At 63.7% G+C, this 23,341-nt stretch carries 13 protein-coding genes, 1 tRNA gene and 8 pseudogenes; 9 read left to right on the top strand and 13 right to left on the bottom strand.

The genetic code is table 11. The annotated features are described in order from the left end of the window. Positions 1-156: 156 nt before the first annotated feature. The 3 genes from AC2RP6_RS00710 to AC2RP6_RS00700 are packed head-to-tail and all read left to right on the top strand — an operon-like array spanning position 157 to position 3,706. The gene (locus tag AC2RP6_RS00710; protein WP_486444363.1) at positions 157-681 is read left to right on the top strand and encodes a PadR family transcriptional regulator; all 525 of its coding nucleotides are present in this window, start codon (positions 157-159) and stop codon (positions 679-681) included. After that, a complete protein-coding gene (locus AC2RP6_RS00705) occupies positions 678-1,373 on the top strand; it encodes an ABC transporter ATP-binding protein (protein WP_486444362.1) in 696 nt (231 codons plus the stop codon). The genes AC2RP6_RS00710 and AC2RP6_RS00705 overlap by 4 nt, the downstream gene beginning before the upstream one ends. Further along, positions 1,370-3,706: an ABC transporter permease gene (locus AC2RP6_RS00700; protein ID WP_486444361.1), complete on the top strand. Its 2,337-nt coding sequence runs from the start codon at positions 1,370-1,372 to the stop codon at positions 3,704-3,706. The genes AC2RP6_RS00705 and AC2RP6_RS00700 overlap by 4 nt, the downstream gene beginning before the upstream one ends. A gap of 194 nt (positions 3,707-3,900) precedes the next feature. On the opposite strand, the gene AC2RP6_RS00695 is transcribed toward AC2RP6_RS00700, so the two are convergent. The 5 genes and pseudogenes from AC2RP6_RS00695 to AC2RP6_RS00675 form a co-directional block, all read right to left on the bottom strand. Further along, positions 3,901-5,186 (bottom strand): IS3 family transposase gene (locus tag AC2RP6_RS00695; RefSeq protein ID WP_486444360.1). Its coding sequence is split into 2 segments (ribosomal slippage): positions 3,901-4,913 and positions 4,913-5,186, totalling 1,287 coding nucleotides; the frame shifts between segments, so codons are not numbered across the junction. A 1,636-nt stretch (positions 5,187-6,822) separates the two neighbouring features. Beyond that, positions 6,823-7,044, bottom strand: coding sequence for a transposase (locus AC2RP6_RS00690; RefSeq protein ID WP_486444608.1), 222 nt, complete (start codon positions 7,042-7,044; stop codon positions 6,823-6,825). Continuing rightward, complete coding sequence (locus AC2RP6_RS00685; protein ID WP_486444359.1) at positions 7,035-7,697, bottom strand: IS3 family transposase; 663 nt, start codon at positions 7,695-7,697, stop codon at positions 7,035-7,037. Before AC2RP6_RS00685 ends, AC2RP6_RS00690 begins: the two co-directional genes overlap by 10 nt. Then, positions 7,694-7,942, bottom strand: a pseudogene (locus AC2RP6_RS00680) (transposase); the annotation flags it as partial. The pseudogene AC2RP6_RS00680 and the gene AC2RP6_RS00685, both read right to left, overlap by 4 nt. A 375-nt stretch (positions 7,943-8,317) precedes the next feature. After that, positions 8,318-9,244 carry a hypothetical protein gene (locus AC2RP6_RS00675; RefSeq protein ID WP_486444358.1) on the bottom strand — a complete coding sequence of 309 codons (927 nt, stop codon included), beginning with the start codon at positions 9,242-9,244 and terminating at the stop codon, positions 8,318-8,320. A gap of 368 nt (positions 9,245-9,612) precedes the next feature. Between AC2RP6_RS00675 and AC2RP6_RS00670 the strand changes: the two genes are divergently transcribed. Then, positions 9,613-10,200 carry an Imm21 family immunity protein gene (locus AC2RP6_RS00670; RefSeq protein WP_486444357.1) on the top strand — a complete coding sequence of 196 codons (588 nt, stop codon included), beginning with the start codon at positions 9,613-9,615 and terminating at the stop codon, positions 10,198-10,200. A 27-nt stretch (positions 10,201-10,227) separates the two neighbouring features. On the opposite strand, the pseudogene AC2RP6_RS00665 reads toward AC2RP6_RS00670, so the two are convergent. The 5 genes and pseudogenes from AC2RP6_RS00665 to AC2RP6_RS00645 all read right to left on the bottom strand — a co-directional run bounded on the left by AC2RP6_RS00665 (position 10,228) and on the right by AC2RP6_RS00645 (position 14,660). After that, a pseudogene (locus AC2RP6_RS00665) lies at positions 10,228-10,988 on the bottom strand (transposase). A gap of 106 nt (positions 10,989-11,094) precedes the next feature. Next, positions 11,095-12,098: pseudogene (locus AC2RP6_RS00660) on the bottom strand (IS5 family transposase). Positions 12,099-12,171: 73 nt separating this feature from the next. Further along, positions 12,172-13,307, bottom strand: a pseudogene (locus AC2RP6_RS00655) (IS481 family transposase). A gap of 115 nt (positions 13,308-13,422) precedes the next feature. After that, entirely contained in the window at positions 13,423-13,719 is a 297-nt protein-coding gene (locus tag AC2RP6_RS00650; protein WP_486444356.1) for a hypothetical protein, read from the bottom strand. 71 nt (positions 13,720-13,790) lie between these two features. Beyond that, positions 13,791-14,660, bottom strand: coding sequence for an IS5 family transposase (locus tag AC2RP6_RS00645; protein WP_486444355.1), 870 nt, complete (start codon positions 14,658-14,660; stop codon positions 13,791-13,793). 122 nt (positions 14,661-14,782) lie between these two features. Between AC2RP6_RS00645 and AC2RP6_RS00640 the strand changes: the two are divergent. Beyond that, positions 14,783-15,625 (top strand): annotated as a pseudogene (locus AC2RP6_RS00640) (IS630 family transposase); the annotation flags it as partial. Here the strand turns inward: AC2RP6_RS00640 and AC2RP6_RS00635 are convergent. Further along, positions 15,585-15,722 (bottom strand): annotated as a pseudogene (locus AC2RP6_RS00635) (IS481 family transposase); the annotation flags it as partial. The pseudogenes AC2RP6_RS00640 and AC2RP6_RS00635 sit on opposite strands and share 41 nt — an antisense overlap. A 968-nt stretch (positions 15,723-16,690) precedes the next feature. Here AC2RP6_RS00635 and AC2RP6_RS00630 point away from each other — a divergent pair. Both AC2RP6_RS00630 and AC2RP6_RS00625 read left to right on the top strand, forming a co-directional pair. Beyond that, positions 16,691-19,288, top strand: a complete 2,598-nt coding sequence (locus AC2RP6_RS00630; protein ID WP_486444354.1) for a helix-turn-helix domain-containing protein — start codon at positions 16,691-16,693, stop codon at positions 19,286-19,288. Between the two features lie 172 nt (positions 19,289-19,460). Beyond that, positions 19,461-19,542, top strand: a tRNA-Leu gene (locus AC2RP6_RS00625). Positions 19,543-19,652: 110 nt separating this feature from the next. Here the strand turns inward: AC2RP6_RS00625 and AC2RP6_RS00620 are convergent. Continuing rightward, positions 19,653-20,443 (bottom strand): IS5 family transposase gene (locus AC2RP6_RS00620; protein ID WP_486444607.1). Its coding sequence is split into 2 segments (ribosomal slippage): positions 19,653-19,858 and positions 19,858-20,443, totalling 792 coding nucleotides; the frame shifts between segments, so codons are not numbered across the junction. Between the two features lie 355 nt (positions 20,444-20,798). Between AC2RP6_RS00620 and AC2RP6_RS00615 the strand changes: the two are divergent. Both AC2RP6_RS00615 and AC2RP6_RS00610 read left to right on the top strand, forming a co-directional pair. Continuing rightward, positions 20,799-21,030: pseudogene (locus AC2RP6_RS00615) on the top strand (transposase); the annotation flags it as partial. 273 nt (positions 21,031-21,303) lie between these two features. After that, positions 21,304-21,888 (top strand): annotated as a pseudogene (locus AC2RP6_RS00610) (IS630 family transposase); the annotation flags it as partial. Between the two features lie 167 nt (positions 21,889-22,055). Here AC2RP6_RS00610 and AC2RP6_RS00605 read toward each other — a convergent pair. Then, the gene (locus AC2RP6_RS00605) at positions 22,056-23,285 is read right to left on the bottom strand and encodes an IS701 family transposase (RefSeq protein ID WP_486444353.1); all 1,230 of its coding nucleotides are present in this window, start codon (positions 23,283-23,285) and stop codon (positions 22,056-22,058) included. Positions 23,286-23,341: the final 56 nt, after the last annotated feature.

The raw sequence follows: 23,341 nt of genomic DNA, 5'->3' as shown, positions 1-23,341 counted from the left end.
TCAGCCGGGGCACCTGGGTGAAGCGGCAGGTGTGCTATGCCAAGGCGACCGCGCCGCTACGCGAGCGGCAGGGCGAGCCGGGCTGTGCGTCACACTTCGCGGACATCAACCCAACGTATCAACTGAGTGTATAGCCGACGTGTATAGTCAGGCGGCATGTCTATCAGCCATACTCTTCTCGGCCTCCTTGAGTCCGGCCCCCGCCATGGATACGACCTCAAACGCGTCTTCGACGAGAGGTTCGGCCATGACCGCTCCCTGCACTACGGGCAGGTCTATTCGACGATGTCGCGTCTGCTCAGAAACGGGCTGGTCGAGGTCGTTGGTGTCGAGGCCGGTGACGGCCCGGAGCGGAAGCGGTACGCGATCACCGAAGCGGGTGTCACCGATGTCGCTCGGTGGCTCGCCTCTCCGGAGAAGCCCGAGCCGTATCTGCAGTCGACCCTGTACACGAAGGTCGTTCTGGCCCTGCTGACCGGCCGCGATGCCGCCGAGCTGCTGGATGTGCAGCGCGCGGAGCATCTGCGGCTTATGCGGATCCTTACCGACCGCAAACGCCAGGGTGATCTCGCCGACCAGCTCATCTGCGATCACGCTCTGTTCCATTTAGAAGCGGACCTGCGCTGGCTGGAGCTGACCGCGGCCCGGCTGGACGCGCTCGCAAAGCAGGTCGCCGCATGAACCACACATTCCCTGCTGGCTCCCTGCTCACAGCCGAGGACCTGCGGAAGTCATACGGGCGCACGGCCGCGCTCGACGGCGCCGGCTTCTCCATCCATCCCGGTGAGGTGGTGGCCGTGATGGGCCCATCCGGATCCGGGAAATCGACCCTGCTGCACTGCCTGGCCGGGATCGTGACCCCAGACGCGGGCACTATCACCTATGACGGCCGCACACTGTCCGCCATGAACGACGCCGAGCGCAGCGCCCTGCGCCGCAGTGAGTTCGGCTTCATCTTTCAGTTCGGCCAGCTGGTGCCGGAACTGTCCTGTGTGGAGAACGTGGCACTCCCGCTGAGGCTGAACGGCACCCGGCGCAAAGACGCCGAGCGCACGGCGCTGCAGTGGATGGAGCGCTTGGAAGTCGATGATCTCCGTGCCAAGCGTCCCGGTGAGGTCTCCGGCGGCCAGGGGCAGCGGGTGGCGGTGGCCCGTGCGCTGGTTACCGGCCCGCGCGTGCTGTTCGCCGACGAGCCGACTGGCGCTCTGGACTCGATCAACGGCGAGCGGGTGATGCAGCTGCTCACCGAGGCGGCTCGCTCCACCAGAGCCGCGGTTGTGCTGGTCACCCATGAGACCCGTGTGGCGGCGTATTCGGATCGCGAGATCATCGTGCGTGACGGCAAGTCCCGCAGCATGGAGGGCGCCGTATGAGCCGGAACACCCACGGACATTTAACCCGCTGGGGCCGTGACCTTCTGATGGGTGTGCGGTTCTCGGCAAGCGGAGGCCGTGAGGGATGGATCCGCACCTTGCTCACCAGTATTGGGGTCGGCCTGGGCGTCGCACTGCTGCTGGTGACCACGGCGCTTCCGAGTGCGTTTGCCGGGCGGGATGCCCGCGCCGACGCGCGCAGCGAGTACACGGCGCCCACCGCGAAGCATCCCGGCCGCAACACGCTGCTCATCGCCCCGGCGGACACCCGCTTCCATGATCAGGAGATCTACGGCCGGCTGCTGCAGCCCGAAGGACCAGATGCCCTCCTACCACCAGGCCTCGCACGCTTCCCCGCCCCAGGAGAGATGGCCATCTCCCCCGCTCTGGGCGAACTTCTGAAGTCCCCAGGCAGCCAGTGGCTGCGTGAACGCCTGCCCAGCAAAACCATTCAGGTCATCGGTGACGAGGGCCTGCTCGGCCCCACCGAACTCGCCTACTACGCGGGCAGCAGCACCCTGGAACAGGCCGGCAGCCAGACCCGGCGCATCACCGGCTTCGACAACAGTGCCCCCTCACAGCCGCTGGACCCGGTCCTGACCCTCCTGATCCTGCTGGTCTTCATCGCCCTGCTGACACCGGTAGCTGTCTTCATCACCACCGCCATGCGCTTCGGCGGCGAACGCCGCGACCGCCGTCTCGCCGCGCTGCGCCTGATCGGCGCCGACGGGCGGATGGCCCGCAGGATCGCCGCCGGCGAGGCACTCGCCGGCTCGCTGGCCGGACTGGTGATGGGCGCCGGGTTCTTCTTTCTGGCCCGCCACTTCGCGCACGGCGTCGAACTGGACGGGATGAGCGTGTTCCCGGCCGATCTCAGCCCCACTCCGTGGCTTGCTGCCCTGGTCACCGGTGCCGTGCCGGCGGCAGCCGTCGCGATGACTCTGCTCGGTTTGCGCGGTGTGGTGATCGAGCCGCTCGGAGTGGTCCGCACGGCCAGGCCAACCCGGCGCAAACTCTGGTGGCGGCTGATGCTGCCGCTGGCCGGACTGGGCCTGCTGGCCCCGATGACCGGCATGGGCAACGACCAGGGCTACTTCGACCAGCGGATGGTCATCGGCGGCATTGTCCTGCTGCTGGCGGGCGTTACTGTGCTGCTGCCCTGGATGATCGAGAGCGTCGTCGCCCGGCTGGGAGGCGGATTGGTCTCCTGGCAGCTCGCCGTCCGTCGGCTGCAGATCAATAGCGCAGCAGCAGCACGGCTGGTCAGCGGCATCGCCGTCGCCGTCGCCGGGGCGATCGCCCTGCAGATGATGTTCACCGGCATCGAAAGCAACTACACTCGCTCTACCGGACAGGACCCCTCCCGGGCCGCGCTCATGGTCTCCGCGCCGTCGGACACCCAGGCATCCACACGCATCGAAACCCTCGCGAAGGACATCAGCCGGACCGAAGGCATCCGCACGGTAACCCCTCTCACCCTCACCAATGCCACCACCGGCACACAGCACGAGGCCGCCTCGGTCGCCCTCACCATCGGCAGCTGCACAGCCCTGCGCGAAGTGGCAGTCCTGGACTCCTGCAAGGACGGCGACAGCTTCATCCTGCACGGCGGTGACGACGACACCGCAACAGCGGAGGTGGCCCGGCCGGGACGGAAACTGCACGCGGGCCTCTACGGCGACAAAACCGTCCCCTGGACCCTGCCCGCAGACGCGCGCCCGGCAGCCAGCCGCCCCGACCCCACCGGCACCCGGAACAGCGGCATCCTCGCCACCACCAGCGCCGCACCCCTAAACCTGGGCACCTCCCGCTCCGCAACCCTCTACCTCCAGCTCGACCCCGCCGTACCCGACGCAATCGAACGGGCCCGCACCGCGGTCGCCAGACAGGACCCGACGATGACCCCCGTCGATCTGCAGGCGACCGCACGATCCAGCCAATTCCAGTCGATCCACACCGGCCTATTCATCGGCGCCACCTGCGTCCTACTGCTCATCGGCGCCAGCCTGCTCGTCTCCCAGCTCGAGCAGCTGCGCGAACGCAAGAAACTGCTGTCCGCACTGGTCGCCTTCGGCACCCGGCGCACCACCCTTGGCATGTCGGTCCTGTGGCAGACCGCCCTGCCGGTTACCCTCGGCCTGCTGCTGTCCACCGCGGCAGGCCTGGCCCTGGGCACCATGCTGCTGAAAATGAGCCTCGCCCCCGTCACCATCAACTGGCCGACAATCGCAGCGATCAGCGGCATCGGCGCAGGCGTCATCCTCTTGGTGACCCTCCTCACCCTGCCACCCCTCTGGCGCCTCATGCGCCCCGACGGCCTGCGGACAGAATGACCCACCGGCACGATCCGAGTGCGTCAGCAGTCACCTCTCGTCCCCACGGCCTACTCTGCTCCCAAGCGGGCCGAGGTCGAGCCGGTTGCCCATATCCAGCTCGAACCGGCCGTGGGGATTGACGTGGGTCCAGAACAGCGGGGACAGGGCCTGAACCGTTCCGACTTTCCTGCCGGTGTTTTGCTGGCCAGTGATCAGTCGGCCACAGCTTGGGTGTCAGCGTAGTGGGCTGCCTCGAACTCGGTGGGGCTGATCATGCCCAGACTTGAGTGCAGGCGCCGGTTGTTGTACCACTCCACCCAGCAGGCGGTGGCGTACTCGACCTCAGCGATCGTCTTCCAGGGACCGTCGTGGAAGACGCTGGTGCGGATGCACTCGGACTTGTAGAGACCGTTGATGGTCTCCATCAGGGCGTTGTCGTAGGCGTCACCGACGCTCCCGACCGAGGGACGGATGCCCTCGAGCCGGAGATGTTCGGTGAAGCGCACACTCGTATATTGCGACCCGGCGTCCGAGTGGCATATGAGCTGGTCCCGCCCGACCGGGGTTCCTTCCTGGCCGCGGCGCCACAGGGCCATCCGCAGGGGCACATCGACCAGCTCCACATCCCGCTTCACCGACGCGTGCCAGCCCACGATCTTCTGGGAGAAGCAGTCCACGATGAACGCCACGTAGGTGAACGACTGGTACGTGCGGACATACGTGAAGTCGGTGATCCACTTCTCATCGGGAGCCGGAGCGGTGAAGTCCCTGTTCAGCAGGTCCGCCGCCCGGCTGTCGGCCGGGTTGGGGACGGTCGTTCTGGGTCTTTTCCCCCGCACGACGCCGGCCAGGCCGAGTGAGCGCATGGCCCGGTCCACAGCCCCGAACCCGGCCTCGGGAAAACGGGTGCGGCGGATGAGAGCCAGCATCTTGCGCCGGCCATAGAGACCTTCGGGAGCCAGCACACGCTTCCCAGCGGCGTTGGTGGTGAAGGCCAGCTGGCGGATGGTGTCCTCGACCAGCGCGTCACTGATGGTCCGGGCCGCGTGCCCGTTCGCCGGCCCTGCTGGGGCGCACCAGGCTCGCAAGGTTCGTGCCGCGATCTTCAGTCCCGCGGTGTTCAGGGCGATGAGGATCGACTCGACGGCGTGACCGACCGCCTTCATCTGGTCGACGAAGGCCACGATCAGCGGTTTCGGGGGTCGAGTTCCCCCGCGAAGAAAATCGTCGCCGATTTCAGCACCTCGTTGACCTCACGCAGCCGCTTGTTCTCCGCCCGCAGCCTCCGCAATTCCTCACGTTCGTCACTGGTCACACCTGCGGCGACACCGGTGTCGATCTCGTGCTGGGCCACCCAGCGCCGTACGGACTCCCGGGAGACGCCGAGCGATTCGGCGACCTGGACATGGACAGCACGCTCGGTGGAGTACTCCGAGCGGTGCTGCGTCACCAGACGCACAGCCTGGCTCCGAAGCGCGGGGTCAATCTTCTTGGGCACGTGTCCCATCCTCTCTGATGGCTCACAACGGAGCGGCAGAGAAGTCAGAACGGTTCAGCCCGCCGGTCGGCGTCGGCGAGGTAGTAGCGGATGAACGCCGCATGGCCACGTTGCCGGGGCGGCCATGAGATCCGGCGGCCCCCCTGCCCCCAGTAGTCGGCCGTCGCGGAGATAGAGCTCGCCCAGCGCGTCGGCCGTCGCCCGCTGAAGCCCGCAGGCGGGTCGGCTGGGAACGCCCCGTGTAGGGTGCCCTGCCGGAGGTCTGCTGAAGACGTAACGCTGTAAGGCGGATCACAAGAGTACGGCCAGCGAGACCGATCGCCGCGGCAAATGCGATCAAGCCGATCAGCATGCTTATGCGGCGCAGCCGCTCGTCCCGTCTGGCCCACTCACGCACGGCTGCCGCATGAGCGCGCCTCGTGGGCTGTTCTGCTGACCGGCTCCGCAGCCATAAAACTCCCGCCCTCCCCCGCGTTACGCACACGACGACCGCTGCTACCTTCCACGCTAAACAGCGTCTGGCCGAGACGCATTTGCCCCGGACCCTGGACACGTGCCCGACGGCCCGAGCGGGGTCAGGGGCGGCGTTGGCAGGCGGTGTGAGGGTACCTAGGGAGCGAGAAGCCGACGCTGATGAGGAGGCGGGTGGCGAAAATATCACCGGCGGGATGTCACCGGCGGGACAATCAGCGGTGAGGTGCTCGGTACCATGGAGAGCGGCATGGTCAAGGCGCCCCGCCAAGTACGGGTGGTGATGCTCTGACGACGGGAGCACCGCACGGCCGACACCCCGCCATATTGCTCGCCCATTCCAGCAGCCAGCCTCCCCGCCCAGTGGCGGCCACGGTTCCGGTCAAGGACCGCTTCCCCACCGTCGCTGAAATTATGCTGGTGACCGAAATCAGTCCGGTGGTGGAAGGTGTGGGCCGTTGGTGTGACCGTGCGGGCGGGTGCGGGGCTCGAAGCTATGGGCTGATTGGATAGTACCTGCCGTTGGATGAGCGGCATTTCGCGGCGGTGGGGTCTACCCGTCGCGGTGGCAGGGTCCCGGGGCCTCTCTTCTCCGGGACCTCTGCTGCTCTATGCCCCCGTAGTTATAGGTTTGTCCACTGCTGAGTGAGTTCGACGGCCAGGGGTGGTTTCGTTCCGGTTTGTATGGCGTGAACGACGGCCTCGTGGAGGGTTCGGCTGGCTTCTTCACCGAGGCAGGGAACAGGGCTGCCGACAAGGCAATACCAGTCACCTGCTCCGGTGTACTGCACACTGATATGTGCGAGCTGTTCGGCCTCGGTCCACGTGGTGTGGACACCGATCTCACCAGTGAGGGTGCGCCCGTCACAGGTTCTCACCCCGTGAGGCGAGGCGAAGACCGCGGGGGTGGTCCATGACGCCCAGGACATTTCGACTCCCTACCGTTCGGCTGAATACTCATCCCCCAGTCTGAAGACATGCCGACCAACACGCACGTCCGGAACCCGGCGGGAAGCCTCTCAAGAAGCCCGCGACGGAGGGCCTTGCTGCCCCCGGATGTTGAGCACGAGACACTGGATCCTGCGGATCTGAGAACGGACAGCTGGTGCTCGTGGAGAACTGCCCTGAGCTTGTTCCGCTTTGACGGACACGTTTGGTGTGTTGGTCAGGCTGCCAGGGCAGTCTCGTATTCGGCGGGGCTGCGGTAGCCGAGGCTGCTGTGGAGACGGTGCAAGTTGTACCAGCTCTCGATCCACTCGAGTATCGCGGTGTGGGCCGCGGCCTGGCTGGGCCAGGGCTGACTGTTGCCGAGCTCGTTCTTAAGAGTGGAGAAGAATGATTCGGCAAGGGCGTTGTCCCAGCACTGACCGGTGCGTCCTACCGACAGTCTGATGCCGCAATTCGTTGCCGGGTGGCGAGTTCGCGGCTTGTGTATTGGCAGCCGCGGCGGAGTGGAAGATCACCGGGCCGGCCGGCCGGGCGGCGGGTTCGGCAGGCGGTCGTGAGGGCGTCGGCGACGAGTTCGGTCCGCAGGTGGTCGGCGGTGGTCCAGCCGATGACGCAGCGGGGGGCGATGTCGATGACGGTGGCCAGGTAGAGCCAGCCCTCGTCGGTGGCAATGCAGGTGATGTCGCCGCACCAGCGGGTGTCGATGGCGGCGGGGTCGGGCTGGAAATCGCGAAGCACCAAATCGGGTCGGGTCGCCGCGTGCGGGTTGGGAACGGTGGTGCGGTGGCGGCGCCTGCGGTGCCGGCCGGCGGGTCCGGCCTGCCGCATCAGGCGTGCCATTCGGCGGCGTCCGCAGCCGGCTCCTTCGCGTTGGAGGACGGCGTGGACGCGCGGGGCACCGCAGGTGCCGTGGGAGCGCTGGTGAACAGCAGTGATCTGCTCGGTCAGCTCAGCATCCCGCGCCGCCCGGGGGCCGGAGAGTCCGTTGCGGCGGGCGTAGTAGGCGGTCCAGGAGAGCTTGAGGAGTTCACACGCCCGTTTGACGTTGTGACCTGCGGTTTTCTCCGCCTCGATGAACGGTTCCACGTTCACCGGGTCTCCGTCGCGAAGAAAGCCGTCGCACGCTTGAGGATGTCGACGTCCTCAAGCAGCCTGCGGTTCTCACGCCGCAACGCGGCCAGTTCCTCGCGTTCGCTGCTGGTCAGGCCGTCACGTTCACCGGCGTCGACCTGGGCCTGGCGGACCCAGTCGCGGACAGCGGTCTCGGTCAGGTCGAAGTCCTTGGCGACCTGACCGACCGAGCGGTCACCACGCTGGCACAGCTCGACGATCTCGGCCTTGAACTCCGCATGAACGAGCGCCGAGGACGCGCCCTCCTCTTCCCCATATAATGAACATCATCCTTCCGGAGCCCAAGCCCCTGATCTCCGATGTCCGTAAAAGCGAAGCAAGCCCACTTCCCACCCTGGCCGATCTCGCCTACCAGCGCGCCGTGTCGTGGCCGACCATGTGCATCAAACGCAGGCCCTGAAGGAAGTGACCTCCACCGAGAAGACCTCAACCGTGCCTTGGCCACCACACGGGCACCCGTCGAACACGGCGCCACCCCCGCCTGAAGTCCTGGCGGATCCTCCGCAGATCCCCCATCAGCCCAACCCGCATGACCCAATCACCAAAGCAATCCTCACCCCAGAGCTACAACGTAAAAAAGCTCAGTGTTCTTGCATTAAAACGCGCGAGTCCGCGAAAAGCGGATCATTCGTTAAGTTCGCCGAAATTGAAGTGCGCAGCGCCTGGCGCAGATCCACAAGCAGCAGCTGATCCTTCTGCAGTTCAGTTAGCCGGTGCTGCAGTTGCACAATATCTGCCATAATGCGATCTTGTTTAATCAGATTGCGTTCAAGGTCGACAGTCACGCAGCGTGCGTATTTAGAAGACGGGTGGATTATTGCAAGCGAAACGCGGGAAGTCGGCTCAGCCGAGCGTATGATGGCGCGCCGCAAATAGAAGCCTAGTGTTGCACCATAAACGAGATGGCCGACCATGCTGAGCGTAAATGAAGCCGGCGTGAGGGAGAAAAGCATCTCCTCTCCGCGGGAAGTCAGCCCGACGGTGGCGAGCAGCCCTGTCCAGATAAATACTGCGTAACCAATCGACAGAAGGACTGGACGATTTAAAAGGGTGCGGTATCTCGTCCTACTTAAGATTCCGCACGTAAGGAAGAAGGACATCCCGATGCCGCCACCGTCTCCCACCCACCGCCAGATGTAGCCAATAAGCGCGTTCGTATCACCCTCATCCCCGATAATCATCCCACCCAAATGAGGAATGAAATCTGACCAGACCCCGAAGGCGATGAACGGGAATCGGATTAATTCATAGAATGCCACCGCCAATAGGCCGCCCAGGAATCCGTGGACGGCCCAGAAGGATGCCCGTGTGCGGCAAAACGCCAGTAGGGCAGATACAGCGGCTAGGGGCAGTACAATGAAGACCGCTTCACGCGATATGGGGGCGACACCGGTCACGTGTATTGGTATGGCGGCCACGGGCATCGCTCCGGCAATAAACATGACCGCCGTTTGCAGTGCCTCGGCCTTGCTGCTGTAGGAAACCATCATTGGTTCTGTTGCTTTCATCTGGGTTTACATTTGGCAGGTCAGCTGAAGATTGCCGCGCTAGTTTTCTGTACGTCGAAGTGGGTGCGCTTACCTCTCCAGAGGTTTTAAGGCCCGGTCTCGCATTAGCTGGAAGTCTGGCTTATTGGTACATGGTTTGTCCCTGACCTGTCGTGCGGATGAGTACATTCTGCTCCATTACCTGATCATTGCAGGGTGAGGTCGGGAGTCCAGTCAAGCGGGTGGTATTCTACTGAGTTAGATTAAATCGGCGTGGTTGGCTAAAGGCTGTCCCGTAACTGCTGGTTGCCATAGGCGCTGAGCCGTCCCCGTGCTGGGCTCCGATGAGTGCGGGGACGTTGTCAGCGGACGAGGGCACACTGACTTGCATGATCACCTCTTCATCCGCTGCAGATGATGCCTCTGGCCCCTTCCTTGTCTGGGTGGAGTCGATGGGCGGCCCTCTGATCGTCGTCCCCGTTTTCGCTCTGACCTCCTGGGGCGGGTGTACGGAGAGTGGCCTTATGGCGGGAGATGCCACCGCCCCAGACGACTACGACCGTGCCTGCGCGGTGGACGATCTGGCCGGTGTGATCCCCATCGACGAGAACGGTGCGCAGACACTGGCCCTGGCGGACGAGCCGGCGACCAGCTGCTATCTGCCCCAGCACCGAACGTTCCTGCAGTGGCTCGCCGCCGACTCCGAGGCCGGACTGAGAGTCGCGGCGGACTCTGTCCTCGCGGACCCGGCCACGGTGTGGGAGGAGTGCGGCACCTGGGCCTCGGACGGTCCGGCGGTGCTCATGGACTCCGCCGAAGCAGGTTCCGACTTGGGTGTCGAGTACCCCGAAGGGGGGATGCCCGCTGAGGCGTCGGTCCCACTGCCCGCCGGCCGCTGGAGGGGCCGCGCCACACAGACCAAGGTGGACGAGGAGAACTGGGTCGGCCTGGTCCAGCTCCTGCCCGCCGAATCCTGAACGGACAGTACTTCGGGCCGGGTGCGGTCAGTCGCGGCGCGCAAGGTTGTGCAGATGGGTGATGCCGAGCATCGCGTGGTGCACGCCATCGCCTTTGAGGCGGCAGTCGCGCAGGATCTTCCAGGTCCTCATCCGGGCGAAGGCATGCTCGACCCGAGCGCGGATCGTGCGGTGAGAGGTGTTGTGCTCTTCCTTCCAGGCAGGCATTTCGCCCTGCCCAGGGTCGCCGCGGTGTGGGATGACGAGCCCGGTATCTCGATAGCCTCCGTCGGCGATCACTGCGGTGTTCCCGACGGCGGCCTTCGCCTCGATAGCTCCCATGCCCTGCAGTCGTTGAGGTTGCCCGGCAGTGGCCGGCCGACCACGACCACCAGTTGGGTGTCTGCGTCGATGACGACCTGGTGATTCGTCGAGTACCGATAGTTCTTGGACCGCTCCGCCACCGCGTGGTCGCGGGTGGGAACCAGAGTGCCGTCCACGATGAGCACGGTGTCCTTGTGGAACCGCTTCCAGGGCCGGAACGCGAGAAGAGGCCCGCCACGCCTGACGATGCGGCCAGCCGCGGACTTCGAGACACCGAAGAGCAGTGCGAGCGGCCGCCGTGTCAGATTGGTGCGCCAGTATGCAGCGACCAGGAGCACCCGGTCCTCCAGCGGAATCCCCCATGGCCGGCCTTGCCGAGCGACGTCGGCGCCTTCTCGCTGTAGGGCACGCACCACCCGGTTGAACTGGCGCGGAGCCACACCAGTGAATGGGGCTATCCAGCACGGCTCAGACGCCGTGATCATGCGTGGCACGGTCGAGATCATCGCAGGGCAAGATCACTTATGGGACAGCTCTTACCTTACTGACCTGAGTCAGAGGTTCGCTGTTAGGGCGCGTATTGGGTCGTGATCAAAGGTCGGTCCGGGTGAGGTCTTTGATCCAGATCATGGCGGCACGGAGGTGGAGGCCTGCGAGGTAGCTGCGGGGTTCTTGTCGTAGCGTGTGGCGATGCCTCGCCAGGCCTTCAGCTTGTTGATCAGGCGCTCGACGGTGTTGCGTTCCTTGTAGAGGTCGGTGTCGTGGGTGACTGGCCGGCCGCCCCTGCGGCCTTTGTTCTTCCGGTTGGCGGCCTGGTCCTTCTTCTCCGGGATGACTGCCTTGATCCCGCGTTTGCACAGGTAGGAGCGGTTGTCGCGGGACGAGTAGGCCTTGTCCCCGGCGACCGCGCCGGGCCGGGTGCGCGGACGTCCGGCGGGCCCGCGGACCCGCACCTTCTTGAGCACGGGGATGAACTGGGGGCTGTCCGCGGCCTGCCCCGCGGTCAGGTCAGGGCCAGAGGCCGGCAGCGGCGGTCGGCAGCCAGGTGGATTTTGCTGGTCTGCCCGCCTCGCGATCGCCCGAGCAGAGCTGCTTTCAGACGGAGCTTGCGCCGTCGCCGGACGCGCCGTCGCTCGGCCCGGCCGGGATCCCCGGCGTTGCCGTGTCCGTCTTGTTCCGCCGTGTCGCCCCTTTTTTTGCCGGGCCGCCTCCGCCTCGAGGGCGGCCTTCTCCAGAGCGTCCAGAACCTCCTTCTCTAAGCGCATCCCGGCCGCGTCGTGATGGGCGCGGACCGTCGTGGAGTCCACGCTGACCAGCGACATGTCAGCCCTGCCCCGCCCAGCCGCCTCGGCGATCACGCCTTCCAGCAGTCCCTCAAAGACCCCGCCGTCCCGCCACTGCCTGAACCTGTTGTGCACCGTGGACCAGGCACCGAACCGCTCCGCCATCTCCCGCCACTGCGCTCCCGAACGAAACTTCCAGATCACGCCCTCGAACTGCTCCCGCAGCCGCTCGGGATACGGGCCGTACTCACCAATCGGCAGATACGGCTCGATGAATCCCCACTCATCGTCCGTCAGTTGCGCACGCGTCACACGCACCGGACTACCGGATCCACCCCCGCAGCGAGGGCAGATCCGACAAACCGATCACGACCCAATACAGACCCTAGGTGTATTGACCCGCAGCGTTGTTGATTCGGCTGATGGGTGGATGTCCGCCGAGTGCGGTGTGGCTGCGGTGGTGGTTGTAGGTGTGGAGGAAGTCTGCCAGGGCCCTGGTTCGCTCGTCGTTGGAGGTGTAGGGCCGTAGGTAGGCCCGTTCGTCGGGCAGGGTGCGGTGGAAGCGTTCGACTTTGCTGATGCTCTTAATAGCTGTCAAGGACGGTCAGGCTGCGGTTGCCAGGTCCTGTTGGGACGGCGGCTGGGCTGGGATGCGGGGGACGGGCAGCCGGTAGATCTCGCGTGCGATGTGCCGTTTCAGACAGCGGATGATCTCGGTCTTCGTCTTGCCTTCGGCTGTCCTGCGGGCGACGTAGGCGCGTGTGCGTGGTTCCCAGGCCATGCGGGTGACCGTGATCATGTAGAGGGCGCAAGCACGGCCTGCCAGGCCAGGCCCTTGCGGTAGGCCCAGGCATTGTCCGTCAGGACCCGTTCGATGCGGGTGATGCCCTGACTGTGGAAGAACGCGGCCGCGCGGGCGAGGAAGCCCGCGCAGGTCGCGACCTTCTCGTCGCCGTGGATCTCGCTGTAGGCGAGCCGGGAGTGGTCGTCGACGGCGGAGTGAACGTAGTCGAAGCCCACGCCGGACTTGGTTCTGCGGCCGGCCTCGCGGCCCAGGGCACGGTGGCCGCCGCCCTCGGGGATCCGGCCGAGTTTCTTCACGTCCACGTGGACGAGCTCGCCGGGCCGCTCGCGTTCGTAGCGGCGGATCACTGTGCCGGTGGGACGGTCGAACCAGGCCAGCCGGCTGAGACCGTGCCGGGTCAGGATCCGGTGGACGGTCGAGGCCGGCAATCCCAGGACCGGGCCGATCCTTGCGGGGCCCAGTTTGCGTGCCCGACGCAGTTCACAGACCCTCGCCTCGATGTCGGCCGGCGTCCGGTGCGGCGTAGTGCGGGGCCGGCTGGACCGGTCGTGAAGGCCCGCCTCGCCCTCGGTCCTCCACCGGCGTATCCACTTATGGGCAGTGGCCCGTGAGATGCCCATCTCGGCAGCGACGTGGGCGACGGGACGGCCGGAGACGACCCGTTCGACCAGTAGCCGCCTACCGAACACGGTCAACCGGGCATTACGGTGGGACACGAAGACCTCCGTGCGGTGAGTTCCTAGACAGCTCCCACCACACCGGAGGTCTTCGCCATGTTCAAGACCAGCCAAGTGTCAACAACGCTCGTGATCAATACACCTAGGCCGTGTTTTAGGAAGCGCGGGCGGCCAGCCACTTGGTGAGGTCGCCCGCGATCCGGTCGCTGCCGGTCTCAACGGTGACGTCGTGCTCGCGGGTGCTCGTGTCGCGGCGGACGATCTCGTAGCCGCCCTCGTCCAGCACGGAGACGGAAGCGAACCAAACCGGGTCGTCCTCGTCGGGCTGGATCACGACGAAGGTGTTGTCCGTGCCGTTCAGATCGCCGATGAGCATGAACAGTGCGTCCTCGGACGGGTCGTCGATGTGGTCGCCGTTCTCGCTGTCGGCGCAGTAGTAGTCGGCGGCCACGGGCCCTCCCCTTGCGTGTGCTACTCGTTCCCGGTGGTCAGGATGGCACGGCCCGGCGGCCGGCCGGTGGTTCACAGCCACTGGCTGATCGCCGCGATGTGAACGGCAGCCTCGAAACGCACAGCGAGCTTGTCGTATCTGGTCGCGACAGCCCGGTGCTGCTTGAGGCGGCTGATCCCGCACTCCACCGCGTGACGCGCTTTGTAGTCCTGCCGGTCGAAGGCCGGCGGGCGGCCACCATCACGGCCGCGGCGCTTGCGATTTCGGACCTGGTCGGCCGGCTCCGGGATCGTGCACCGGATCCCGCGTCTGCGCAGGTAGGCACGGTTGGCGCGCGAGGAATACGCCTTGTCTCCCCGCACCCGCAAGGGTTTGCGCCGGGGGCGCCCACCGCCGGGCTTGGGCACGCGGATGGCTTCGAGGACCGGCTCGAACTGCGGGCTGTCGCCCCGCTGGCCAGCCGTGACCAGCAGCGACAGCGGCTTCTGGCCCTGCTCGCACGCCAGATGGATCTTCGTGGTGAACCCGCCCCGGGACCTGCCCAGCCCGTGATCGTCCGGCTGATTGCCGACTCCGCCGGGCGGCTCCTTCTGCCCAGCGCCGTTACGGCGGGCACCAGCCGCATGCTGGTGGGCCCGGCAAATGGTGGAGTCGACGTTGACCTCCCAAGCGATCAGCCCAGCCGCATCCGCCCTCGCCTGCAACAACGTCAGCAGCCGCCCCCACACACCCTGGCGCTGCCACCTGCGGAACAGCCCGTAAACGGTCTGCCAGGGCCCGTACTCACACGGCAGGTCACGCCACGGGACACCGGTCCGCACCCGCCACCGCACACCGTCCACCAACCGCCGCCGGGAAGGCGACCTGCGGCTCACACCAGCCGCAGGCAGCAACGACTCCAGCACAGACCACTGCTCATCAGAAAGATCCCCACGCCCCACACGATGATCATCACGGCATGAGGCGTGAACCGGAACCCCGACCTAAAACACGGCCTAGTCGGGCATGAGTCGTTCTGGTTTCGAAGATTCCGCCGTTGTCGGTGAGTGGCGCCTAGCGGGCGGTGTTGGAGGGCTGGTTACGTCGTCGTTCGACGGCTCAGGCTCTGGCCCAGAGGTCGCGGATCGTGCTGGGGTGCGCCGGGAACCAGTCGAGTATGGGGGTGTCACGGCGGCTTGGGATCGCTCCGGATACGGTCCGCACCTGTCGTTGTCGTTTTTTCGTACAGGGTCTGGACGGTCTGTGTGACGAGCCGCGGCCGGGCGTCCCGAGGAAGATCACCGACGCCGATGTCGAGCGGGTCATCGTCAGGACGCTGGAGGAGACGCCGAGTAACGCGACGCACTGGTCGACCCGGTCGATGGCGGGGTCACGGGGATGTCCCAGTCGACGGTGTCGAGGGTCTGGCGGGCGTTCGCGCTGGCGCCGCACCGGTCGCAGACGTTCAAGCTGTCCACCGACCCGCTGTCCATCGACAAGGTCCGCGATGTCGTCGGTCTCTATCTCGACCCGCCGGAGAAGGCCTTGGTCCTCTGCGTGGACGAGAAGTCGCAGATCCAGGCCCCCGACCGGTCCCAGCCGGTCCTGCCGGTGGTGCCCGGCACTCTGAACGGCGCAGCCACGACTACGTCCGGGCCGGCACCACCACGCTCCTCGCCGCCCTAAGGTCGCCACCGGCAAAGTGATCGGATCCCTCCACCGCCGCCACCGGGCAGCGGAGTTCAAGAAGTTCCTGACCAAGCTCGACCGGGAGGTCCCCGAAGACCTAAACGTGCACCTGATCCTGGACCACTACACGACCCACAAAACGCCGGACATCAAACGCTGGCTGCTGGCCCACCCCCGGTTCCACCTGCACTTCACCCCGACCAGCGCGTCCTGGCTGAACCTGGTGGAACGGTGGTTCCCTCGGCAGTCCGCCGTAGCGGCCAGCCGTCGTCCACGACACAACGCGCCAGACGCAGTCGTCCGGTCTCGGTCAGCGGGGCATTACGGTGGACCACGAGGGCCTCCTGAACTCGGTGCCGATGTCGCAATCCACACCGAACCCGGAGGCCCTCACCCATTTCAAGAACCCAGCACCCGTGTCACCAACGTCCCGGGACAACACATCTAAGCCATCACCAGCCTGCTCTCACATGAGCAGACCACCACCCGCGGGGCCCGCCAGCCACAGTGACCACCGAGGCCGACCCGCACCCTTCGACGCGTCACCGCCAACCATGCACAAGCTCGCTAAGCACGTTCACCAGTTCCGCAATGCACGAGAGAACAGTCCTGCAAACGACGCTTCCCAAATGCTTCAGCCTGTAATCACATAAGTTACACCGGTAATCTTTCAGTTCGATGGAGGCTGCGCTAGACAGTGTTTGATGGCTCTTTCCGCGGTGTATCTACCGGTGTTCCGGTGTTCCGGGCGGAAGTCAGAACGGTGCGTCTGCATGAGCTGACGGATAATCGGTGAGAGCGGATGGTCCCGCTGCTACCGAAGACCGGAAACCCGAGGGGTCGGTGGGCCGACTACCGAATCGTGATCAATGGTGTTCTCTACCGGACATGGGCGCACCCGGCTCGACCGGAGGGTTTCCTGGTGATCGGGAAAAGTGCTGCTTGAGCAGGGGTGCGGGTGTCTACCCACGGCAGTCCCCGCCGAGGGTTATTAACGTCGATACGGTCTAAGCGAAGAGCCGGTCAATCGACGGAGGATCCGAGATGGCAGAGCAGCGCCGCAAGCGATCCCTCACGCCCGCGTTACCCGAATAATCCATCTCTAATTTTGCTACATATTACGCTTTTTCGGGCGGTGCGAACGGATGGAGTAGAGATTCCTCAAGCTTGTCCACTTCGAGCAGAGCAGCCTATTTACGGCAATGCGCGCCCCATTGTCGTAAATATCTTCAGAGGAACTGCGACCCAAAGTACCACCAGTATTAAATTTCTGGAATAGCCGACTGATTCGAAAGAGATCAGATTGAACCGCACGGAGAATTTTGGCGGAAAGTGTGTCCCCCGCTTTATCGGTCGAGGCAGGGAATTATCTCAAACAGTGCGCCTTATGCGCGCTAATTCTCGCTCCGGTGTAGCTATCTCGTCCAATGACGGAAACGGAAGAACACGTCTAGGTGAGGAGGTCGTCAGCAAACTGGAAGATGCTGGGCACCAGGTAATTCGCGTATTGGCCGGCTGCGCAACAGAACATGCCGCAGATACCGCAATGGTGAGCAGGTCGAAGGTTCCGACTTTGCAAAATGCGCTAGCGATTCGGTCTAAACTGAGCAGGGGGCAGTTGTCTAAAACTTTCCTTTATATCGACGATGCTCACCTATTATCGACATTCGAGGCAGCCAGACTTTATAATGCGGTTCGGCACGAAGATGTTCGGGTTCTTTTGACGGTTTCCGTAGATTCCGAATCTCCGTACATGCTTAGAAACCTGTGGAAGGATGAGCATCTCCATAGAGTCCATATCAAAAATTTGGATGAAATTTCTGCTCGTATTATGGTCAGTGAAATGACGGGGAACCAGATCTCTCGGAGCGCGGCAATAACTTTCGCTTCACTTTCAGGCGGGACGCCTCAGTTACTCTCTCGCCTTGTAGATTCGGCCTTCTTGACAAATCAGTTCAGCGAATCTCCAAGAGGGTGGAATCTCACATCATCGGTATCCTTCTCAGCACTATTGTCGGAAACCATACGAGAACGCACCTCAAAACTGTCCGAAATGCAACGAAACTCACTGGATTGGGTCGCGCTGAGTGAACCAGCGCGATTGTCGCGAATAACGCGATTAGTGTCTGTAGAAAGCCTGTATGAGCTCGAGAAAGCGGGCCTCATTGCGGTAGAGGAAAGCCGTCTTCGGGATGCGCCCCACGGATCTCAGCTGGTGCGATGCGCCCAGCCTCTCGTCGGCCACTTCATCAGAGAATCTTTGCCATTCTTTCAGCGCCGCCGCATGCTGCAACGTTTGGTCGAGGAAATGGAAGCAGAGTGCTCAACCCTATCAAGCCGAGACCGAAGCACTAAAGCACTTTGGTCCCTTGACGCTGGATTAGAGATTAGCGAAATAGACCTTCTAAAGGCTAAAGATTCTGCTAATGAAATTCGCGACCTTCATTTGGCCGCGCACTTCGCTAGCAAACTTTGGCATTTGTATGCCTCTCCTGAGAATGCAGCCATATATTGCCTCACCCTGGTCGCGGTGGCCGAATTTGAAGAAGCAAATCAGATACTTACTCAGGCTCATGAGAGATTTTCTGACAAGTGCGACTTGTTGCGCCAGGCCGCCTTTCGCTTGATGGTGCTGAAAGGGGAACATCGTAGGGCTATGCAAGCTCTTGATGGAGAATCCTGCACCTCCAGAGAACTCTTCTCAGGAATCTCCTCATATTTACAAGGTGACATTTCCAGTAGTCTGCGCAAATTATCCTCCTTTGTTGACTTGCAAGAGAAAGAAGGCGATCTGTCTGGCGAATCAGGAGTGGAAGCCTCTATCTTTCTTTGCGCATCACTTTTAGACGCAGGAAAAACTTCTGATGCTTCCGACCTATTCGACTCGGCTCGGCTCGGACTTAGTAGCTACACGTTTCACTTCGACAGCATCAAACCGCTTCACGGGCGAATTATGGAAACGCGCGGCAATATATCCGATGCCGTTCGAGAGTTGACAATATCTCACGAAACAGCGGCAAGGTTAGGTGCTTCCCGAGAAGAGGCCCAGTATGGACTGGAGTTGGGCCGTCTACTCCTTGCGCAAGGCCGTCCGCAGAAGGCGAAAGAGATACTAAGTTTTAGCCCCTCATATCGAGTTGGTTGGCCTCAGTGGGATGAGCGTGCGGGGGTTCTACTAGTAATTGCCAAGGCTGCTGTGGGGGAGATTGATCCCTTCCCCTTACCCAATAAAGAAAGCACCGGAGAGCACATATCTTGGTATGTTGCACAAGCCTGGAGACTCTACCTAGACGGTCAGAGCCTATCAATGAAATCCTGCCTGCTGAAAGGAATCGATAGGGCTTTACGTTTTGGTGCTGCTGAACAAGCGGTTGCAGCTGTCCACGAGATGGGCCGTTTGGGAGTGGCCTCGGCTAGCGAGGAGTTCTGGAATATTGAGGTGCAAAGTAAATACTTGCAGGCCAAACTAGACTATTCCCGCGCTCTGGTCACGAAAGACCTTAGAGTCTTGCGTAAGTCGGCCGAGATATTTGCAAATAGCGGGGCTGAGCTCTACGCAGCGGAGGCATATGCCGAGCTTTCGGTTCTTTATGGTCGTGACGGTCAAGAACGCGCTGCGACGGCTGCGCGGCTGAGAGCCAGTGAATTTGCAGCTAAGTGCGAAGGCGCTTCTACCCCTCCTTTATGGTTGTTGGGTTCGACCCGCCCATTGACCTCGCGCGAACGAGAATTGGTCGCCTTGGTAATGCAGGGCTTGACCGACAAGCAAATAGCTACTCGGCTTACCATTTCTGCAAGGACGGTAAATAATCATCTGTACCGAATTTATCGAAAGCTTGGTGTGGGAAGCCGGCACGAACTCCGCGCCGATCTTAAGGGTTTAAATTTTGGGAATCTTTGAATTCGAGCCCATCGTCCCATGTGTGGCAATTGCATGAAATTGGTCGAGTTATTGGCGCGGTCGTCGCATTCTTTCCTATTCGATATTAAGTGTCGCTCTCCTGGGCGGGTTGCTTGTTGAGCAAAAAGTACTCTACAGCGTGCGACAGAAGATGCTGTATCTTGCTAATGGAGGGCAAGTGGCGGAACGGCAGACGCGACGGACTTAAAATCCGGAGCCTTTAAGGCGTGTGGGTTCGAATCCCACCTTGCTCACTTCTTGAATCTCGCGGCTAAAATGTCGCAATCATTTATTGATGTTGGCTCCTTGGCGCCAAAAACGTCGGGTCGTTCTTCTTAGAGCCGGCAGCGACTTAGACCGTGTCCTATGTGGTGAGGTGGACGTGGCGCTTGTAGCAGCAGAGGGCTGCGGCGAGGCCGAGGAATGGCAGGTAGTTGCGGGGGTGGCGTTTGTAGCGGTGGTTGAGTCGGCGGTAGCCGGTGAGCCAGGACATGGTCGGCTCGATCACCCACCGGGCGTCTTCGAGCCGTTCCGATGGCTCGATGCCCTTGCGTGCGATACGGACTCCGATCGCTTCCCGCGTAACCGTTTCCGCAGCTCGGGTACGTCGTAGGCCTTGCCGGCGTGCAGACGCCGGGGTTTGAAGTGGCGGCCGCGGTGGGGGTCGTGTCTCGTTTGGTTGCCCGTGATCATGGGTTTCAGCGCGAGGCTGTCGTGGGTGTTGGCCGCGGTGACGCCGACGAGGAGGGGCAGTCCGGCCGCGTCCGACAGGACGTGCATCTTGGAGCCCGGCTTGCCTCGGTCCACGGGACTCGGACTTGTGAGTTCGCCCCTTTTAGCGCGAGCATGAGCAGAGTCCAGGACCACGCGGGACAAGACGAGGAGGCCGGCGTCGTCGAGGCGGTGCAGGATCCCCTCGTGCAGCCGACCCCACACGCCGGCCCTCGACCAGATCAAGAACCGGCGGTGAGCCGTCGACTTCGATATCCCGAAGCACGGCGGCAGTGACCGCCAGGCACACCCGCTGACCAGCACGTAGATGATCACCGCGAACAACGTCTCATCAGGCGTATCCGGTGTCCCACCACCCTGAAACCGCACCTTCGACGGTGGGATCAGCGGCTCCGCGATCTCCCACAGCCCATCCGGAACAATTCAACTCCACCTACCCCGCCCCATACCGACAACAACAACGCCTCACCACATAGGACACAGTCTAAGACGTCATGTCATTTGGGCTTCGTGGACAGGCTGTGGCCTTGGCGGGGATCGTTTGAACGGTTGGTGCCGGACGCGTTGTGCGAGCTGTTCCAAGTGGTGGTGCCGGAGGTTTCATCGCAGCTTCAACCGGCGGAATCTTCAACGACATGCGCCAGCTCGGCCCGATGCTCGAAGGCCTCCCACCCATCCGCGGGAGAGTAGCCACCCGGCAAGGCTGTCGGAGGAGGTCTATGCCGAACGGCGGGTCTTAGACTGTTTCCTATGTGGTGAGGCGGTCGTTGAGGCCGTCGTGGGGCGGGGTAGGTGGAGTTGGATTGTTCCGGACGGGCTATGGGAGATCGCGAAGCCGCTGATCCCACCGTCCAGGGTGCGGTCTCAGGGTGGCGGGACGCAGGACACGCCTGATGAGACGCTGTTCGCCGCGATAAATCTACGTGCTGGTGTCCGGCTGCGCCTGGCAGGCTCTGCCGCCGTGCTTCGGGATATCAAACAGGTCAGTGGGCGCCTCTTTGTCGAGCTGGTTAGGAACTTCTAGTGACCTGAGTCAGAGATTCATTGTTGGTCTGGCATGGGTCGTCCGGGTCCGAAGATTCCGCCGTTGTCGGTCACTGATGTCCAGCGGGCGGTGCTGGAAGGCTGGTTACGTCGCCGCACGACGGCCCAGGCTTGGTCCAGCGGTCGCGGATCGTGCTGGAGTGCGCTGAGGGCCACTCGATCATGGAGGTGTCACGCCGGTGCGGATCGTGCCGGACACGGTCCGCGCCTGGCGGCGCCGTTTCATCGAGCGGGGCCTGGACGGCTTGTGCGACGACCCGCGGCCTGGTGTCCCTCGGAAGATCACCGATGCCGACGTCGAGCGGGTCATCGTCAAGACGTTCGAGGAGACACCGAGGAACGCGACCCACTGGTCGACCAGGTCGATGGCGGCGGCCGCGGGCATGTCGCAGTCGACGGTCTCGCGGATCTGGCCCTGGCGCCGCACCGGTCGCAGACGTTCAACCTGTCTACGGACCCTCTGTTCATCGACAAGGTCCGTGACGTCGTCGGCCTCTACCTCGACCCGCCAGAGAAGGCACTCGTCCTCTGTGCGGACGAGGAGTCACAGATCCAGGCCCTGGACAGGTCCCAGCCGGTCCTGCCGATGATGCCCGGCGCCCCCGAACGCCGCAGCCACGACTACATCCGAGCCGGCACCACCACCCTCTTCGCCTCGCTCGAGGTCGCCACCGGCAAAGTGATCGGCTCCCTCCACCACCGCCACCGGGCAGCAGAGTTCAAGGAGTTCCTCACCAAGCTGGACAAGGAAGTCCCAGCTGATCTGCAGGTTCATCTGGATCCTGGACAACTACGCGACCTACAAGAGGCCCGACATCAAGAAGTGACTGCTGGCCCACCCTCGTTTCCACCTGCACTTCACGCCGACTAGTAGTGCTTCGTTAGGTTCTGGTTCTGGTTTTGCTGGTCGGCAGGGTTCGGCCGCAGGTGGTGCAGGTGCCGGCCCAGCACCGAAGCAGGTCCTGAAGGGCATCGAGGACCTGGTAGAGGCTCAGGCTGGCATCCGGACTTTTGGGTCGAGCCGTCGCAGGGTGAGGAAGGCCTGGGCGGCGGTGACGAGGGTGACGTGGTGATGCCAGCCGCGCCAGGTGCGGCCTTCGAAGTGGTCCAGGCCCAGGCCGTGCTTGAGCTCGCGGTAGTCGTGCTCGATCCTCCAGCGCGTCTTCGCCCACCGCACCAGATCAGCGACCGGAGTAGTCGGGGGCAGGTTCGTCATCCAGTAGCCGGTCGGTTCGGCTGCTTCTGCGGGCTGCTCGACGAGCATGGTCCGCAAGGGCAGCAGCCCGTCCCAACGACTGCGTCCGCCGGCCTGCTCCTGAGCCGTGCGGGTGGCTTCCTTCCCCGAGGGCCGTACTTCGATCACGGCGAAGTACGAGGTCATCGCGCCTTTGCTGCCCTGCCGCCAGGTGACCTCCTCGAACCGGGTGCCGGTCTCGACAAGGCAGGGCAGGGGCCGGGCCGCCTCGCGGTAGCGGGGCAGCGTGGGCGGCCCCAGCCCGCCATAGACGGGCTGATGAGGCTCAGCCGCCGCGGGCCGGGCGACCTCCTTGGGGTCAACGGCCACGACATAGGACCAGCCGCGCTCCTCCAGAGCGAGCCGGAAGGAGACGCTGCGGCCGTAGCCGGCATCCGCCACGATCATCGGCACTTCCAGCCCCTGCTCGGCCAGCCGCTCCAGCAACCCCAAAGCCAGACGGGTCTTGGAGGCGTGCCCGACGTCGTCAGGGACCCCGGCCCGCCGGCGCCGCCGGTCATCGCGCGCCCACTCCTCGGGCAGGAACAACTCCCACTCCAAAGGGCATGAAGCGGTGTCGGTGGCAGCGTGCACGCTGACCGCGACCTGGCAGTTCGCCCGCTTGCCCAGTGCTCCGCAGTACTGTCGGGCCACCCCCGCCGACTCGGTGCCGCACTTGGGGAACGACACGTCGTCGACGACCCACACCTCGGGCTGGATCACCTCGCACAGACGCTCGGCGATCCGCTGCCGCACCGGCAGCGGATCCCACGGCGACTGGTTCACAAACTGCTGCAGAGCCTGCATGTTGCCGTCCGGCAGGCGATCGGCCATCGGCTGGATCGACTTGCGCCGGCCGTCGAGCATCAGTCCCCGCAGATAACACTCGCCCCACCGGCGTTGATCCCGCCGCGGCAAGGACCCAAAGACATCGGCAACGAACTCCGCCAACTCACTCCGGAGTCGTTCCACCTCCCCCAACCTCATGCGCACAAACTACCCACGAGCAGGCAAGATCACCCGACGTAACGAAGCACTACTAG

Source organism: Streptomyces sp. WAC03905 (assembly GCF_057371075.1).
Note: the sequence above shows the minus strand (reverse complement) of the source record. Positions and strands in the feature narration are given on the sequence as shown.